Source organism: Pseudomonas sp. EB271-G4-1 (assembly GCF_058791355.1).
Map to the genome: position 1 here is coordinate 36,689 of NZ_JBYTEO010000030.1, position 14,969 is coordinate 51,657.

The window sequence follows — 14,969 nt, forward strand, 5'->3', positions numbered from 1 at the left end:
GATGTTTGGTAAATTAAGTTGGGAAGCGGTCCCATTCCACGAGCCGATCGTGATGGTGACCATCGCCATGATCGCGCTCGGCGGTCTGGCACTGTTCGCGGGTATCACTTACTTCAAGAAGTGGACCTATCTGTGGACCGAGTGGTTGACCTCGGTCGACCACAAGAAAATCGGCGTGATGTACATCATCGTCGCCATGGTCATGCTGCTGCGCGGCTTTGCCGACGCCATCATGATGCGTACCCAACTGGCCATGGCCACCGAGGGTTCGCCTGGCTACCTGCCACCTGAACACTATGACCAGATTTTCACCGCCCACGGTGTGATCATGATCATCTTCATGGCGATGCCATTCTTCACCGGCCTGATGAACCTTGCAGTGCCGCTGCAGATCGGCGCGCGTGACGTTGCCTTCCCGTTCCTGAACTCCCTGAGCTTCTGGCTGCTGGTTTCCGGCGTGGTGCTGATCAACCTGTCCCTGGGCGTCGGCGAATTCGCCAAGACCGGTTGGGTTGCCTATCCGCCGTTGTCGGGCCTGCAATACAGCCCTGGCGTGGGGATGGACTACTACATCTGGGCGCTACAGCTATCCGGCCTGGGTACGACGCTGACGGGGGTCAACTTCCTGGCCACCGTGCTGAAAATGCGTACCCCTGGCATGAAGCTGATGGACATGCCGATCTTCACCTGGACCTGCACCTGGGCTAACGTCCTGATCGTGGCTTCGTTCCCGATCCTGACCGCTACCCTGGCACTGCTGACCCTCGACCGTTACATGGATTTCCACATTTTCACCAATGAACTTGGTGGCAATCCAATGATGTACGTCAACCTGTTCTGGGCCTGGGGCCACCCTGAGGTTTACATCCTGATCCTGCCGGCATTCGGCATCTTCTCGGAAGTGATCTCGGCCTTCACCGGCAAGAAACTGTTCGGCCACCACTCGATGATCTACGCTTCGGGCGCGATCTCGGTACTGGGCTTCATGGTTTGGCTGCACCACTTCTTCACCATGGGTTCGGGTGCCAGCGTCAACGCCTTCTTCGGTCTGGCGACGATGCTGATTTCCATCCCGACGGGTGTGAAACTGTTCAACTGGCTGTTCACCATCTACCAGGGCCGTCTGCGTTTCACCAGCCAGGTGCTGTGGACCCTGGGCTTCATGGTGACCTTCGCCATCGGCGGCATGACCGGCGTACTGCTGGCCATCCCGGGTGCTGACTTCGTTCTGCACAACAGCCTGTTCGTGATCGCGCACTTCCATAACGTGATCATCGGCGGTGCGGTATTCGGCTACATCGCAGGTTTCGCGTTCTACTTCCCGAAAGCGTTCGGCTTCAAGCTGCACGAAGGCTGGGGTAAAGCAGCGTTCTGGTTCTGGATTTCGGGCTTCTTCGTCGCGTTCATGCCGCTCTATGCACTGGGCTTCATGGGCATGACCCGTCGTCTGAACGCCACCACCAACCCTGAGTGGGTGCCGTATCTGTACGTCGCCATGTTCGGTGCGGTGATGATCGCCTTCGGTATCGCCTGCCAACTGATCCAGCTGTACGTCAGTGTGCGTGACCGCAAGAAGCCAGAGAACATGTGCGAACACGGTGACCCGTGGAATGCCCACACTCTGGAATGGTCGACCTCGTCGCCACCTCCGTTCTACAACTTTGCCGTGCTGCCTAAGGCTGACTGCATCGACCCGTTCACCGAAGCCAAGGAAAACGGCACCGCGTACAAGGCTCCGGCCAAATACGAGCCGATCCACATGCCAAACAACACCGCTACCGGTGTGGTCATGGGGGCTCTGCTGACCGTGTTCGGTTTCGCGATGATCTGGCACATCTGGTGGCTGGCAATCGCGAGCCTGGTAGGCACTGTCGTCTACTTCGCGATCCACGCTGCACGTGACGACCAGGGCTATATGGTCCCGGTTGAAACGATCGAGCGCATCGAAGCCGAGCAGCACAAGCGTCTGGTAGCGGCAGGGAAAATCCCGGCCACCGCCACCCGTGTTGAAACCTCGTTGGAACAGGCTTAAACCATGTCGAACTTAGTGACCAATGTTGGACACGCCCATGGTGACCATGGGCACGATGACCACCACCACGACTCGGGCGAGATGACCGTATACGGTTTCTGGCTCTACCTGATGACCGACTGCATTCTGTTTGCGTCGATCTTCGCGGTGTACGCGGTACTGGTTAACAACGTAGCGGGTGGCCCGTCGGGCCACGACATCTTCGAACTGCCATACGTACTGGGCGAAACCGCTCTGCTGCTGTTCAGTTCGATCACCTACGGCTTCGCCATGCTGGCGTTGTACAAGGGCAACAAGAAGGCGGTGCTGACCTGGCTGGGCATGACCTTCCTGTTGGGCGCAGGCTTTATCGCGATGGAGATCAACGAGTTCCACATCTTGATCTCCGAAGGCTACGGCCCTAGCCGTTCAGGCTTCCTGTCCGCGTTCTTTACCCTGGTCGGTACTCACGGTCTGCACGTGTCCGCCGGTTTGATTTGGATGGCGATCATGATGTATCAGGTGCAGAAAAAGGGCCTGACGTCGACCAACAAGACCCGTCTGAGCTGCCTGAGCCTGTTCTGGCACTTCCTGGACGTGGTGTGGATCTGTGTATTCACCGTTGTTTACCTGATGGGGACTCTGTAATGGCTAATGCACACTCCCATGACAGCCATGATGCTGGCCACGGCAGCGTAAAGTCGTACGCCATCGGCTTCATCCTGTCGGTGATCCTGACCGTCATCCCGTTCGGTCTGGTGATGTACCCGAGCCTGCCGAAGGCCACCACGCTGGCAATCGTTCTGCTGTTCGCAGTGATCCAGGTGATCGTTCACCTGTATTACTTCCTGCACCTGGACCGTTCCATCGCTCAGCGTAACAACGTGATCGCTTTCGTCTTTACGGCCATCGTGATCGTGCTGCTGGTTGGCCTGTCGCTGTGGATCATGTTCAGCATCCACACGTACATGATGGCGAAGTGAGGTAGACCCGATGTCGCTCAAGCACTTTATCCAAATCACCAAACCGGGGATCATTTTCGGTAACGTGCTTTCTGTGGCAGGCGGGTTCTTCCTGGCCTCGAAAGGGCATGTCGATCTGGCCGTGTTTCTGGCAGCCATGATCGGCACTTCCCTGGTCGTCGCCTCCGGTTGCGTGTTCAACAACTGCATCGACCGCGACATCGACATCAAGATGGAACGCACCAAGAACCGAGTGCTGGTCCAGGGCCTCATCTCCCTGAAACTGGCCCTGATCTATGCGACCGTCCTGGGTGTTCTCGGCGTTGCGTTGTTGTACAAAGTAGCCAACCCGTTGGCTGCTTTGTTCGCCGTGATCGGCTTCGTGATCTACGTCGGCTTCTACAGCCTGTACCTCAAGCGCAAGTCGGTTCACGGCACGCTGGTGGGCAGCCTGTCTGGCGCCATGCCGCCGGTGATCGGTTATGTCGCGGTGAGCAACACCTTCGACATGGCCGCACTGACCCTGCTGGTGATGTTCAGCCTGTGGCAGATGCCGCATTCCTACGCCATCGCGATCTTCCGCTTCAACGATTACCTGGCCGCATCGATCCCGGTGCTGCCAGTGAAGCGCGGAATCCAGGTGGCCAAGAAGCACATCCTGATCTACATCCTGGCCTTCCTCGTGGCGACCTTGATGCTGACCTTCAGCGGCTACGCCGGCATGAGCTACCTCGCCGTCGCGGCAGCCATGGGCATGTACTGGTTGTACATGGCCTGGACCGGCTACAAGGCAGTGGATGACACGGTCTGGGCACGTAAGCTGTTCGTGTTCTCGATCTTCACCATTACCGCGTTGAGCGTGATGATGTCCCTGGACTTCAAAGTGCCGACCGAGTTGCTGCTGACGTACGCGCCTTAAGCGTCGGACGCTGTAAAGAAAAGCCCCGCCTTCGAGAGAAGAGCGGGGCTTTTTGTTGGCCGAAATGTCATCTGTGGCGAGGGGATAGCGGTTGTCGGTTATTTGTGTGGCTTGTCCAGTAACCGGAAAAACCGCTCCCGCACCTGCACATGATCACTGTGCGCCACGTTGAAACGCAGAAACCGATTGCCGTCCGCCGCTTTGCTGAGCATGGTCCCCGGCGCCAGCACCAGGTCGATTTCCAGGCCTTTGCGGGCCAGTGCCTCGGCTTCAAAGCCATCGGGAAGCCGCGTCCAGATGTACAAGCCTTCTCCAGGCAACGACGATACCGAACACCCGGCTTCGCCCAGCCACGCCGCCACCCGGCTGTTCGACTCATAGAGCCGGTCCACCGTACGACGCATGTGCTTGGCATAGCTGCCATCGCTGAGCATGGTGCAAATAATCTGCTCGGCCATTTCCGAGGTCATGCCACCGCAGGCCATTTTCAGGGTCACCATCCGCGCCGCGAGTTGTGGGGACAGCACCGCGAAGCTGACGCGGCTGTTGGCGGTCAGGGTCTTGGAGAAACCCGAGACGTAAGACACGTTGTCCAGCCCGCTCGCGGCCAGGCGCGGCGTTCGGCGTTGCTGCATGTCGCAGTACAGATCATCTTCGACGATGTGGAAATTGTAGCGATGGCTCAGTTCCACCAAGCGGTAGACCTGCGCCGAGGTGAACGAGTGCCCGGTCGGGTTGTGCAGTGCATTGTTGGTCAAGTAGAGCACGGGACGGTGGGCGATCAGCAACTGTTCCAGGGCATCAAGGTCCATGCCGTCGCAATCGCGGCGGATGGTGATGACCTTGGCGCCGTGCCAGGCCAGGTTGGTGTGCATCGTGAAGTAACAGGGATCATCGAGCAGCACCGTGTCGCCGGGCTTGACCAACAGGCGCATCAGCATGTCGATGGCTTGTACGGTGTTGGCGGTGGTAATGATCTGGTCGACTGGCGCTTCGATGCCCAGGGTCGACATCTTGACCCGCAAGGCCTGGCGCAACGGCAGGTAGCCGCTGGCGTTACCGTATTCGCCCATGCGCAGTGACGTTGCGCGAAGTGTGCCGCGCACAGCCTTGAGCAACTCTTCGGCAGGCAACCATGAAGACGGCAGAAAACCGGCACCCGGACGCAGCGCACCGTTGTCCTGCAAGACCGCGCGGCGGACCACGCTGAGTGTGTCCTGGGGCAACAGGTCGGGGCCGGCGTTGGTCTGGGCGGTGGTGCTCGAACGGTGCACGTAATGCCCCGAGCCCTGGCGTGACACCACCAGCCCCTTGGCGCGCAAGCGATCGAGAGCGTCGACCACCGTGGACTTGCCCACGTGCATCAGGTCGGAGAGTTCGCGAATCGGTGGCAGCCTGGAGCCGTGGGGCAGTCCACCCTTGCTGATCGCCACCGTCAACTGATCGACGATCTGCTGCACCAGCGGCACACCCGGCTGGAACTCGATAGCGGCGATCACTGCTCGCTGAGCGTGCATTTTACTGGTCTCTCCGGCAGTAAAGTTCGTTCGATTCTATACGAACTTGCTCTGATCAAGACAAGCATCTCTTTCTACCATCGCTTTACAGACTTTCTGGATGGTCGGCCTATGCCGGTCGATCCATGCCAGGTTCGTGAGGTGTTGCATGAGTGTCGAAACAACGGTCGTCGTGGCGAAACCGGTGATCAACCTGCGGTTGTTCACTATCCGGATCATCACTGCCGTGTCGCTGTTCGCGGTGCTGGGCAAGGCCAACGTCTGGCTCGATACCGCCACCAACAGCATCCTGGCCCTGGGTTATCGGGCCTTGTTGCTACTGTTGCCGTTGACGTTGCTGGTCCTCGGTCGCCGCTCCTTGAGCGTCACGCTGCTGTGCGCCGCCCTCGGGCTGATATTACTGGCGGTCACCAGCAACCAGGGAGTGGTCATGTTTGCCGCGGCGTTGTTTGCCTACGGCATTGCAATTGCCGGCTACCTGATCAAGAGCGAGGCGGCCCAGACCAAGGAGGGCGCCGCCTACAACCGCGTCGCCATGAACATGGGCAGCCTGCTGGCAGGGTTGATCCTGTTGTCGCCGTTGCTCACCCCGACCCTGTTTTTCCTCGGCGCCGCCGGGTTCGTCCTGTTGTGCCTGCCGATCGCCATGGGCGCGACGTTCACCTGCGACCCCGTGGTTGCCCGTCCCGCCAGCCAGGATGGCAGCGGCTGGCGCAACAAGCTGCCGTGGGTCATCGCCGGCGTCATCATGGGCATCAAGCTGTTCGGCGTGTTCTCGATCCTGCCCCAGGCGATCCTGCTCAAGACCGGCGAGCTGCCGGCCTGGTATGGCCTGATGCTGATCCTCAACAGCGCCGTGGTGGTGTTCGCGCAAGTACCGGTCATGAAACTGATCGAGAGCACCGGGCGCTTCAAGGTGCTGACGGTGATCGCAATCATCGTCGGCGGTTTTGCCGTGCTGTCTTCGCCTGCCGCGTTCCACGTCGAAACCCTGGTCGGCGCACTGATCTGGGTGGCGCTGCTGTCCATCGCCGAGTGCGCCTTCAGTCACCTCGATTACTTCTCGGTCAAGCAGAACAACATGTTCGTCAAGGAAGTGTCCCTGGGCGTCGGCGCGGGGTTGACCGTGTTGATCATGCGGGTCGCGCCACCGCCCTACAACGCATTGGTACTGGCGGCCATCGGCGCTGGCGGGATCCTGGCCTGGTACTGGCTCAACCGTCGATCAATCGCATTGCATGACTGAGTCATCGCTGTTCCGGTTTTAACTTTGCAAGTCGGGGGCATTATGAATACGACTTCATGCGTAGTAGTGGTGGGGTACAACGGCAGTCGGGTTCACGATATCCAGAAGCTGCGTGACCTGTGCAAGTCGCTGTACGACGCCAGGCTGATCCTGCTGGTCGAGCAGGTCCAGCCCCATGACGACCAGGTGGCGGATCACGTTTGCAGCACTTCACTGGCCGAACAAGACGTTGCGTCATCCCTCGAACTGGTGGTGGGGTGCCTGAATGCCGATCGCTGGAAGCTGATCGGCGTGCTGCCGTTTTCCGACCGTGGCGTGCTGCTCGGTGCGGCGCTGGCCAGTCATTTCGGCTTGCCCGGTATTTCTCCCGTCGAGGCCAGGGCCGGGTTGGATAAACAGATTTTCCGCCAGCTCGAAGCGTCGGCCACCACGGCTCCCGAAGATTACCGGCCGGTGGTTTCCAGCCGTATCGAAAGCCTGCCGGAACTGCGTCAGCGAGTGATCGAACTGGGCGGCAAGGCTTTCATCAAGCCAGCCTGCGAAGGTGCCAGTCGAGGCTGCCGGGTCATCCGTCACCCGTCCGAATGCGACGACGCGTGGCAAGCACTCAAGCCCTATCGCGAGGGCGGCATCGTGCTCGAGGAACTGATCCAGAATGCCCGGGAATACAGCTGGGATTCTGTCGCCGGGAGCACCTGGATCACCGAAAAAACCACCACCGACGGTGCCTACCGCGCCGAGATCCAGCAAGTGGTGCCAGCACCGTTGGCGCCTGAGGTGCAGGCTCGACTGAAGGCTGCCGGCCAGCACATGGCGGGGTTGGTTTCCCAGGACAACGGTGCCTGGCACAACGAAGTGTTCTACAGGGCCAATCATCGCACCTCGGCCGTGGAAACCAACATGCGCCCCGGTGGCATGCACATCTGGGACCTGGCGCGCCAGGCGTTCGTCGATTTCGACCCGTGGGAGCGTTGGGTCCGCTGGGCCGTGGAAGGCCAGGTCGATAGCCAGGACCCGGTACCTCGCGGCTACTGCGGCATACGCCTGCTGCGGGCGACCACGGGCGGCATCCTGCGAGATGTACCAGACATCCCGTCCCTGGCCCGCTCGCTGAATATCGATCTGCTGGATTCGGTGGTGAGCAAACGCATCGGCGAACCGGTCAGCGCGCTGGTGAAAGACAACTTCTCGTTTATCGGCCACATCGTGTTGTTCAACGAAGACTACGAGCGGCTCAGCCATGACCTGTTACGCCTGGCCGAAACGATTGAAACGAACATCGGGATCACCAGCCTGGCGTCTTCTGCAAAGGCGGTGTGTTGAGTGTCAGGGATCGATGTTTTTTGCAGTATTGATCAAGAGGTTCGGTAAATGATTGAGCACATGACTTGTGACGAGCGCTTCATCGCGCTGGCGAAGGAATTCGACTACGACATCTACGGTGAAAACAGTGTAGGTGGGCATTACGCTCCGCTGATCCGTCATCACGACGAGTTGTATGTCAGCGGCATGGTGCCGCGGGTGAATGGCAAGATCCAATTCCCTGGGCGCGTCGGCCTGGACCTCGACATGGCGGATGCGCAAGCGGCCGCCAGCCTCTGCGCGATGCGCGGGTTGGCGTTGATCGTCGACGCCATCGGTTCGCTGGACAAGATCAAGTCGTTGATAAGGATCACGGTGTATGTGAAATCCACGGCAGATTTTGTCGACCTCAGCGATGTGGCCAACGGCGCCTCGGATGTTTTCAGTCACGTACTCGGCGATGCCGGGAAACATACGCGCACGACCGTCGGTGTTTATCAATTACCAAAAAATGCGGCAGTAGAAGTGGACATGATCGTAGCGTTACGACCTTCGGCGTTATAAGTAAGGGGTGTTCGGCTTTACAGCGATTAATTGTTCGCCTAAGGTCGAGTGACTCAACGCTGAAGAATAAGTTGGAAGACGAGCATGAATAACGTTCAAGGTGCGTTCTTTTCCTATAAGGACTTTCGTCAAAGTCTGGTTCGCCAGCCGATCAAGCCACGGGTGTGGAAGGAAGTTGAACTAACGGGAATACGTCAGAGCCTTGAGGACAGCGATGTCGATATTGTCGCGCTGGCCCACGACAACAGCCTCGATGGCTGCTCGCTGACGCCTGGCATGGCCGTGTCCATGCAATGGTTGATACCGGGCGCGCAGCTCCAAGGTCATGATCATTCGTGGTGGCACCTGTTCATCATCCAGAGCGGTAACGGCACCTTGACCCTGGGGGATGCCGAGGCCGTGTGCGTCGGCAGTGGGGACGTGCTGCTGGTGCCGGCCTGGACCCGCCACGGCTTCGTCAACACCAGCACCACCGAGCCGCTGGCCATGCTCAATATCAGCAATATGCCCCAGGCGCTGCTACTCGCCAATTGCACCGACAACGTCGGCCTGATCCCCCGCCAGCTGTAAATCCCCCTTCATTACACACGAGGGAGTCCGCGTTCGCGGACTCCCTTTTTTCGTTTCTGTCGTGCCCTCGATAAGCCCTTGGCGATGCGAATTTTCGAATTTCTGTATCGATGCAAACGGATAATTTCTGTATCTGTTCAGCGTTCGATCAACTTACTACGATCGACTCGAATGCAACGGATTAATGTGCTTAGTGCAAGGGAGCGTTCCATGGAAAATAACAGGATTAAACTTTATGTCGGCGCGGATTTTGTCAGCGCGTTTGCGATGTCAGCGTTTGTAGCGCTCAAGGAGAAGCAACTTTCATTTGAACTTGTCACGCTGGATTTAAAGGCGCGAGAGAACTATCAGGCGAAATATCGAGATATTTCACTTACCTGCAAGATTCCTACATTAGTTCACACAGGTTTTGCGCTTTCAGAGTCTTCCGCCATCGCCGAATACCTCGAGGAACTCGCGCCAGGGCATGCACGGCTTTTCCCCCAGGACCTCCAGCAGCGCGCCCGGGCCCGTCAACTCCAGGCCTGGCTGCGCAGCGATTTGCTGGTGATCCGCAAAGAGCGCCCGTTTGACCTGGTGTACTTCGGCAAGAAGGACGCGCCGCTCTCCGACGATGCCAAGGCCGCGGTCGAACGTCTGTTCTTCGTCGCCGAGCGCTTGTTGGAGGAGGGCGCCGAGCACCTCTTCGGCGACTGGAGCATTGCCGATACCGACCTGGCGATCATGCTCAATCGACTGGTCGCCAATGGTGATCAAGTCCCGGCGCGACTCGCCGCCTATGTCCGTCGCCAGTGGGATCGCGACAGCGTTCGGGCATGGATGGACATAGAGCGCAAAGCGCCGGCCATCGCACCCGCGGTGGTTTAAGGCGACCGTCAGGGCAATCACCAGGAGCGCTGCCATGCAAGGACTGTCGGAGCACGAACGCTACAAACCCTACAACGCTCGCACCATTCGCGACACACCGTATTGGCACAGGCTGACGCCGCAGTTGCAGGAAGCCATGACGGTCGTGGCCCGGGTCATGCCGTTTCGCACCAACGAATACGTGCTGGGAACGCTGATCGACTGGAACAACATCCCGGACGATCCGATCTTCCGCATGACCTTTCCCCACAAAGACATGTTGCTGGTCGATGAATATGACTCGCTCAAACAACTGATCGAGCAGGATGACGCCGCTGCGATCAAGCGCCGGATCGAGGCGATCTGGCTGCGCATGAACCCCCACCCGGCCGGGCAACTGACGCACAACGGCGCGACCCTCGACGGAAAAGTCTTGCCGGGCATTCAGCACAAATATCGCGAGACCGTGCTGTTTTTCCCCGGTGCCGGTCAAACCTGTCATGCCTATTGCACCTTCTGTTTCCGCTGGGCGCAGTTCATCGGCGAGGAGGAGCTCAAGTTCAACGCGCGGGAATCCCAAGAGCTGCTGAGCTACCTGCGTGTGCACACGGAAGTGACCGACGTACTGGTCACCGGTGGCGATCCCCTGATCATGAACACCCGCTCGCTGGCCGGGTACATCGAGCCGCTGCTGGAGCTGGCGCATCTCAAGAGCATCCGCATCGGCACCAAGTCGGTGGCGTACTGGCCGCAGCGGTTTGTCAGCGACAAGGACGCAGACGAGTTGCTCGAGCTGTTCCGGCGGATCGTCGCGGCGGGTAAAAACCTGTCGATCATGGGGCACTACAACCACCCGGTAGAGATTCGCCAGGACATCGCCCGGCACGCCGTCGAACGTATTCGCTCCACGGGCGCGACCCTGCGCATGCAGGCGCCGGTGATCCGCCATATCAACGAAAACCCCGCCGATTGGGCGGATCTCTGGACCGAAGGCGTACGGCTCGGTGCAGTGCCGTATTACATGTTCGTCGAGCGCGACACCGGCCCCAGCCACTACTTTGCGATGCCGCTGGCCCGTGCGTTCGAAATCTTCCAGGCAGCGTACCGCACGGTCTCGGGCCTGGCGCGAACGGTGCGCGGGCCGTCGATGAGCACCTTCTACGGCAAGGTGTTGATCAATGGCATCGAGACCGTCGCCGGGGAAAAAGTCTTCGTGCTGCAGTTCCTCCAGGCCCGGGACCCGCAATGGGTATTGCGGACCTTCTATGCGCGCTTCGATCCGCAGGCGACCTGGTTCGATGAGCTTCGCCCGGCCTTTGGCGAACGAAGCTTTTTCTTTCAGGCCGAGGCTGAGCTGTTGCTGGCGCCAACGCCTGAGTTGATACCGGTCCTGCTGCAAACGGCCTAGGACGACACTTGATTATTGGGGAGACAAGGACATGAGCGGTATCCCGTTTGATCAGCGCGAAGGATTGATCTGGCTCGATGGCGAATTCGTCGAGTGGTCCCAGGCGCGCCTGCATGTGCTGACTCACGGCTTGCATTATGCAAGCACCGTGTACGAGGGCGAGCGCGTGTATGACGGCAAGATCTTCAAGTTGCGCGAACACACTGAGCGTTTGTATCGCTCGGCGCAGCTGATGGATTTTGCCATCCCCTTCGAACCCGCCGAGCTGGAAGCGGCCAGCCATCAATTGCTGCAACGCAACCAGGTGAACGACGGCTATTTGCGCCCGGTGGCCTGGCGCGGCAGCGAGATGATTTCCACGTCGGCGCGTTTCAATCGCGTGCATGTGGCGATCGCCTGCTGGCAATGGCCGAGCTATTTCGACCCGGCCGCGCGCATGGCCGGCATCCGTCTGAAAACCGCCACCTGGCGTCGTCCGCCTCCCAGCAGCAGTCCCTTCGAAGCCAAGGCGTCCGGGCATTACCAGATCGCCACGCTGAGCAAGCACGACGCCGAAAACACCGGCTACCACGACGCCTTGATGCTCGACTGGCGCGGCCATGTGGCCGAAGCCACCAGCGCTAACGTGTTCTTCGCCAAAGGCCGGACCTTGCACACGCCGGTGCCTGACTGCTTCCTCGACGGCATTACCCGCCAGACCGTCATCGAACTGGCCCGTGCCCTGGATTACCAGGTCATCGAACGCACGATATTGCCCACGGAACTGGGCGACTTCGACGAGTGTTTTCTCACCGGTACCGCCGCTGAAATCACCCCGGTACAGAGCATCGATGAGCAGCGATACCGACCGGGCACCGCCTGCAGTGAATTGATTGCCGCTTACACCTCAACCGTAAACGCCTGATAAACCGCCAGGAAACTCACCATGTCAGACCAAGGGATTGTTGCGTCCACACCTTATGTTTCGCTGGGCCATCGCCATGAAGAATTGTCGAATCGTGGCTGGACCGTGCTGACGCCAGGGGAATTTGCCCACGATGTTGCAGGAACACTGCATGAATTCGGCCCGATCATTCCGCAGTTCAATGGCCAGGTGGCGTTCGCCATCACCCGCAAGCCGGGCTACGAGGACTTGCCGTACTCCCAGAGCATGAACGGCATCGGCCCTCACACCGAAGCGCCGGTGTACGGCCCGCCACCGCGTTACCTGGCGTTGCATTGCCATAAACAGGCGACCTGCGGTGGCGGTCACACCGGGCTGGTGGACGGCTATGCGTTCTTGAGATCGCTTGAGCGATCCGAACCGGAACTGCGCAAGTGGCTCGACGATACGCCGGTGGAATTCGTCGCCACTGCCAAGCCCGGCGAACCGGCGCAAACCCGGGTCAGGGAATACATCCTGACACCGACCGAGGAAGGCGATATTTTCCGCTTCAGCTACAACCAGTTTCACTACGGCGATGTGAATCCGTCCAAGGAAGCCTTGCAGCAATCACAGGTCGCCGACAACGACTCGCCGCTTGCCAGGTTTGCGGTGCTCGGCGAAGCGTACTTCGTCGAACACAACATCCCGGTGCTGATTCCCGACGGATGCATGCTGATTTGGGACAACTGGCGGATGATTCATGCTCGCAGCCGATACACTGACCCGGCGCGCCACCTGACCCGCTACTGGCTGGCCTGATTTTTCCGTCGCCCTTCTTTTTCAGCGTACCCCCAGGGGTACGCGTTTACAGGTATCGCGTCATGCAAACAGCAATCGAGATCGCCCAGGTCGATCATCAACTGATCGTACGGCTCAATCAGGCCTGGATCAAACGCGCCGCAGTCTGCTCGCCGGACAAGGCCCAGATCAACGAAGTGTTCGACCCGGCACGCCCGGATTACCCGGAGTGCATGGTGCCGTTTTTCCATCATCCGACATTCCAGGCCTTGAGTGATGAGCTCAAGAGCAAGGTGGTGACCTGGGGTTGGATCGGCTACAACCTGCGCACGGTCACCGCCGAAGAGCTCGTGGTGAACCCGGCGCTGAGCGTCATCGCCAATCAATACCTGGGCAAGGACGACTGGCATTTTCGCGAAGCGATGCAGCAGACCCTGATCGACGAGCACTACCACACGCTCATGCACCTGCGGGCCATCGAGCGGACCAAGCGCGATCGCGCACTGGACCAGGACCTGGAGTTGCCGCCGTCGGTGACTTACCTGCGCCTCAAGGCCCTGCGCGAGGAACTGCGCGAACCCTGGCAGCGCGACCTGGCGGCGATCACCTTCGCGGTGGTCGCCGAGATCAGCGTCAACGCCTATCTCGACCTGCTGGCGGACGACCCGACCATCCAGCCGCAAAACCGCCGCGTGGCCGAGCTGCACAACCGCGACGAATACGCCCACAGCAAGGTGCTGGCCGAAGTCGCCAAGGTGATGTACGCCAACATGCAGCCAGTCCAACGGGAACTTTTCGCCCGCAACCTGTCGGTGGCGCTGAGTGCTTTTATCGCCCAGGACTACTCGATGTGGGAGGCGATCCTCACGCAGCTCGGGGTCGAGGACGCGCAGGCAATCATTGCCGACACCCGCGAGAGCAACAGGAACGCGACGATCATGCGCGACTACAGTGGTCTGCATAAGCTGGCGCAGGACCTGGGCATCAGCGAGCAGATCGACTTCGATTTTCGTCCGACCCTCAAAGCCACCGCAGCCGCCTGAACCTGGAGGTGCCCATGTCCGTTCCCATGTACGAAGTGTTCGCCCTGCGTGTCGGCGCCAACGCGCAGCGCACTGCCCGGGAGAACTTCCTCTACGACGCCTGCTGCGGCGATCCGAATGCGCCGATGCCGCTGGACTATTACTTCTGGGTGATTCGCAACGAGCACCAGGTGATCGTGGTCGACACCTGTTTTCAACCGGCCACGGCGGACCGGCGCAACCGGCAGATGTATCGCCTGCCGCAAGACTCCCTGCGGCAACTGGACATCGATCCGGCGCAGGTCGAGCACCTGATCCTCACGCACCTGCACTGGGATCACGCTGGCAACCTGGGGCTGTTTCCCAAGGCCACGGTGCATTTGCAGGAAGCGGAACTGCGTTTCTGCACCGGACCGAAGATGACCCATCACACGGTGAACAAGACCTATGAGGTCGAGGATGTGATGTCGGCGCTGCCACCGCTGTTCGAAGGAAGGATGCGTTTGCACAACGGTACTGTCGAGGTGCTGCCGGGAGTGACACTGCACGCGGTGGGCGGTCACACACCCGGCAGCCAGGTGGTGCGGGTGAACACTGAACGGGGCTGGATCGTGTTGGCATCGGACGCGGCGCACTTGTGGGTGAACATTCGCGAGCGCAGTCCGTTTCCGATCATCGATGACCTGGCGCAGTCACTCGAAGCGTTCAGTGAAATCGATCGCCTGGCCGACAGCGAAGACCACGTCATCCCTGGCCACGACCCGCTGATCGCCGAACGTTTCCCGCATTGGAATGACGACCCGCATATCATTTGCCTGCACCAACCGCCACGTTGACCCTGTAGGAGCTGCCGCAGGCTGCGATTTTTGATCTTGTTTTTTTCAGATCAAAAGATCGCAGCCTGCGGCCTGTCTCTTCTCCACATCTCCGAGCCCACGA

At 59.6% G+C, this 14,969-nt stretch carries 15 protein-coding genes; 14 read left to right on the plus strand and 1 reads right to left on the minus strand.

Going from position 1 to position 14,969, the window contains the following annotated elements; genetic code table 11:
* Position 1 precedes the first annotated feature (1 nt).
* Genes cyoB through cyoE form a run of 4 tightly spaced genes read left to right on the plus strand, consistent with a single transcriptional unit; the run spans position 2 to position 3,892 of the window.
* The gene (gene cyoB / locus AC3WWR_RS16595) at positions 2–2,032 is read left to right on the plus strand and encodes a cytochrome o ubiquinol oxidase subunit I (RefSeq protein ID WP_020796848.1); all 2,031 of its coding nucleotides are present in this window, start codon (positions 2–4) and stop codon (positions 2,030–2,032) included.
* Positions 2,033–2,035: 3 nt separating this feature from the next.
* On the plus strand, positions 2,036–2,659 hold the full coding sequence (locus AC3WWR_RS16600) for a cytochrome o ubiquinol oxidase subunit III (protein WP_033038499.1): 624 nt from the start codon (positions 2,036–2,038) through the stop codon (positions 2,657–2,659).
* On the plus strand, positions 2,659–2,994 hold the full coding sequence (gene cyoD, locus AC3WWR_RS16605) for a cytochrome o ubiquinol oxidase subunit IV (protein ID WP_007916940.1): 336 nt from the start codon (positions 2,659–2,661) through the stop codon (positions 2,992–2,994). Before AC3WWR_RS16600 ends, cyoD begins: the two co-directional genes overlap by 1 nt.
* Positions 2,995–3,004: 10 nt before the next feature.
* Complete coding sequence (gene cyoE / locus AC3WWR_RS16610) at positions 3,005–3,892, plus strand: heme o synthase (protein WP_020796846.1); 888 nt, start codon at positions 3,005–3,007, stop codon at positions 3,890–3,892.
* 98 nt (positions 3,893–3,990) lie between these two features.
* Here the strand turns inward: cyoE and AC3WWR_RS16615 are convergent, their stop codons facing one another.
* Positions 3,991–5,409, minus strand: coding sequence for an aminotransferase-like domain-containing protein (locus tag AC3WWR_RS16615; protein WP_020796845.1), 1,419 nt, complete (start codon positions 5,407–5,409; stop codon positions 3,991–3,993).
* A gap of 148 nt (positions 5,410–5,557) precedes the next feature.
* Here AC3WWR_RS16615 and AC3WWR_RS16620 point away from each other — a divergent pair, with 148 nt between their 5' ends.
* From AC3WWR_RS16620 to AC3WWR_RS16665, 10 genes are all read left to right on the plus strand, one after another.
* A complete protein-coding gene (locus AC3WWR_RS16620) occupies positions 5,558–6,655 on the plus strand; it encodes an MFS transporter (RefSeq protein ID WP_020796844.1) in 1,098 nt (365 codons plus the stop codon).
* A 42-nt stretch (positions 6,656–6,697) separates the two neighbouring features.
* The gene (locus tag AC3WWR_RS16625) at positions 6,698–7,978 is read left to right on the plus strand and encodes an ATP-grasp domain-containing protein (RefSeq protein ID WP_083348251.1); all 1,281 of its coding nucleotides are present in this window, start codon (positions 6,698–6,700) and stop codon (positions 7,976–7,978) included.
* Between the two features lie 48 nt (positions 7,979–8,026).
* Entirely contained in the window at positions 8,027–8,521 is a 495-nt protein-coding gene (locus AC3WWR_RS16630) for a RidA family protein (protein WP_020796842.1), read from the plus strand.
* 84 nt (positions 8,522–8,605) lie between these two features.
* Positions 8,606–9,091, plus strand: coding sequence for a cupin domain-containing protein (locus tag AC3WWR_RS16635; protein ID WP_020796841.1), 486 nt, complete (start codon positions 8,606–8,608; stop codon positions 9,089–9,091).
* Positions 9,092–9,301: 210 nt separating this feature from the next.
* Positions 9,302–9,958, plus strand: coding sequence for a glutathione transferase (gene yfcF / locus AC3WWR_RS16640; RefSeq protein ID WP_020796840.1), 657 nt, complete (start codon positions 9,302–9,304; stop codon positions 9,956–9,958).
* Between the two features lie 34 nt (positions 9,959–9,992).
* Positions 9,993–11,345, plus strand: coding sequence for a KamA family radical SAM protein (locus AC3WWR_RS16645; RefSeq protein ID WP_020796839.1), 1,353 nt, complete (start codon positions 9,993–9,995; stop codon positions 11,343–11,345).
* A gap of 31 nt (positions 11,346–11,376) precedes the next feature.
* Positions 11,377–12,249, plus strand: coding sequence for a branched-chain amino acid aminotransferase (locus tag AC3WWR_RS16650; RefSeq protein ID WP_020796838.1), 873 nt, complete (start codon positions 11,377–11,379; stop codon positions 12,247–12,249).
* A 21-nt stretch (positions 12,250–12,270) separates the two neighbouring features.
* Positions 12,271–13,029, plus strand: a complete 759-nt coding sequence (locus tag AC3WWR_RS16655) for a TauD/TfdA family dioxygenase (RefSeq protein ID WP_492598890.1) — start codon at positions 12,271–12,273, stop codon at positions 13,027–13,029.
* A gap of 62 nt (positions 13,030–13,091) precedes the next feature.
* Positions 13,092–14,051 (plus strand): diiron oxygenase, encoded by a 960-nt coding sequence (locus AC3WWR_RS16660; protein WP_492598891.1) that lies wholly within the window; start codon positions 13,092–13,094, stop codon positions 14,049–14,051.
* A 14-nt stretch (positions 14,052–14,065) separates the two neighbouring features.
* Positions 14,066–14,866 carry an N-acyl homoserine lactonase family protein gene (locus AC3WWR_RS16665; protein ID WP_020796835.1) on the plus strand — a complete coding sequence of 267 codons (801 nt, stop codon included), beginning with the start codon at positions 14,066–14,068 and terminating at the stop codon, positions 14,864–14,866.
* Positions 14,867–14,969: the final 103 nt, after the last annotated feature.

Coding starts and splice junctions, on each gene's coding strand:
- AC3WWR_RS16665 (WP_020796835.1), top strand. CDS start 14,066: ATGTCCGTTCCCATGTACGAAGTGTTCGCCCTGCGTGTCGGCGCCAAC.
- AC3WWR_RS16625 (WP_083348251.1), top strand. CDS start 6,698: ATGAATACGACTTCATGCGTAGTAGTGGTGGGGTACAACGGCAGTCGG.
- AC3WWR_RS16655 (WP_492598890.1), top strand. CDS start 12,271: ATGTCAGACCAAGGGATTGTTGCGTCCACACCTTATGTTTCGCTGGGC.
- AC3WWR_RS16650 (WP_020796838.1), top strand. CDS start 11,377: ATGAGCGGTATCCCGTTTGATCAGCGCGAAGGATTGATCTGGCTCGAT.
- AC3WWR_RS16660 (WP_492598891.1), top strand. CDS start 13,092: ATGCAAACAGCAATCGAGATCGCCCAGGTCGATCATCAACTGATCGTA.
- AC3WWR_RS16615 (WP_020796845.1), bottom strand. CDS start 5,409: ATGCACGCTCAGCGAGCAGTGATCGCCGCTATCGAGTTCCAGCCGGGT.
- yfcF (WP_020796840.1), top strand. CDS start 9,302: ATGGAAAATAACAGGATTAAACTTTATGTCGGCGCGGATTTTGTCAGC.
- AC3WWR_RS16635 (WP_020796841.1), top strand. CDS start 8,606: ATGAATAACGTTCAAGGTGCGTTCTTTTCCTATAAGGACTTTCGTCAA.
- AC3WWR_RS16645 (WP_020796839.1), top strand. CDS start 9,993: ATGCAAGGACTGTCGGAGCACGAACGCTACAAACCCTACAACGCTCGC.
- cyoB (WP_020796848.1), top strand. CDS start 2: ATGTTTGGTAAATTAAGTTGGGAAGCGGTCCCATTCCACGAGCCGATC.
- AC3WWR_RS16620 (WP_020796844.1), top strand. CDS start 5,558: ATGAGTGTCGAAACAACGGTCGTCGTGGCGAAACCGGTGATCAACCTG.
- AC3WWR_RS16600 (WP_033038499.1), top strand. CDS start 2,036: ATGTCGAACTTAGTGACCAATGTTGGACACGCCCATGGTGACCATGGG.
- cyoD (WP_007916940.1), top strand. CDS start 2,659: ATGGCTAATGCACACTCCCATGACAGCCATGATGCTGGCCACGGCAGC.
- cyoE (WP_020796846.1), top strand. CDS start 3,005: ATGTCGCTCAAGCACTTTATCCAAATCACCAAACCGGGGATCATTTTC.
- AC3WWR_RS16630 (WP_020796842.1), top strand. CDS start 8,027: ATGATTGAGCACATGACTTGTGACGAGCGCTTCATCGCGCTGGCGAAG.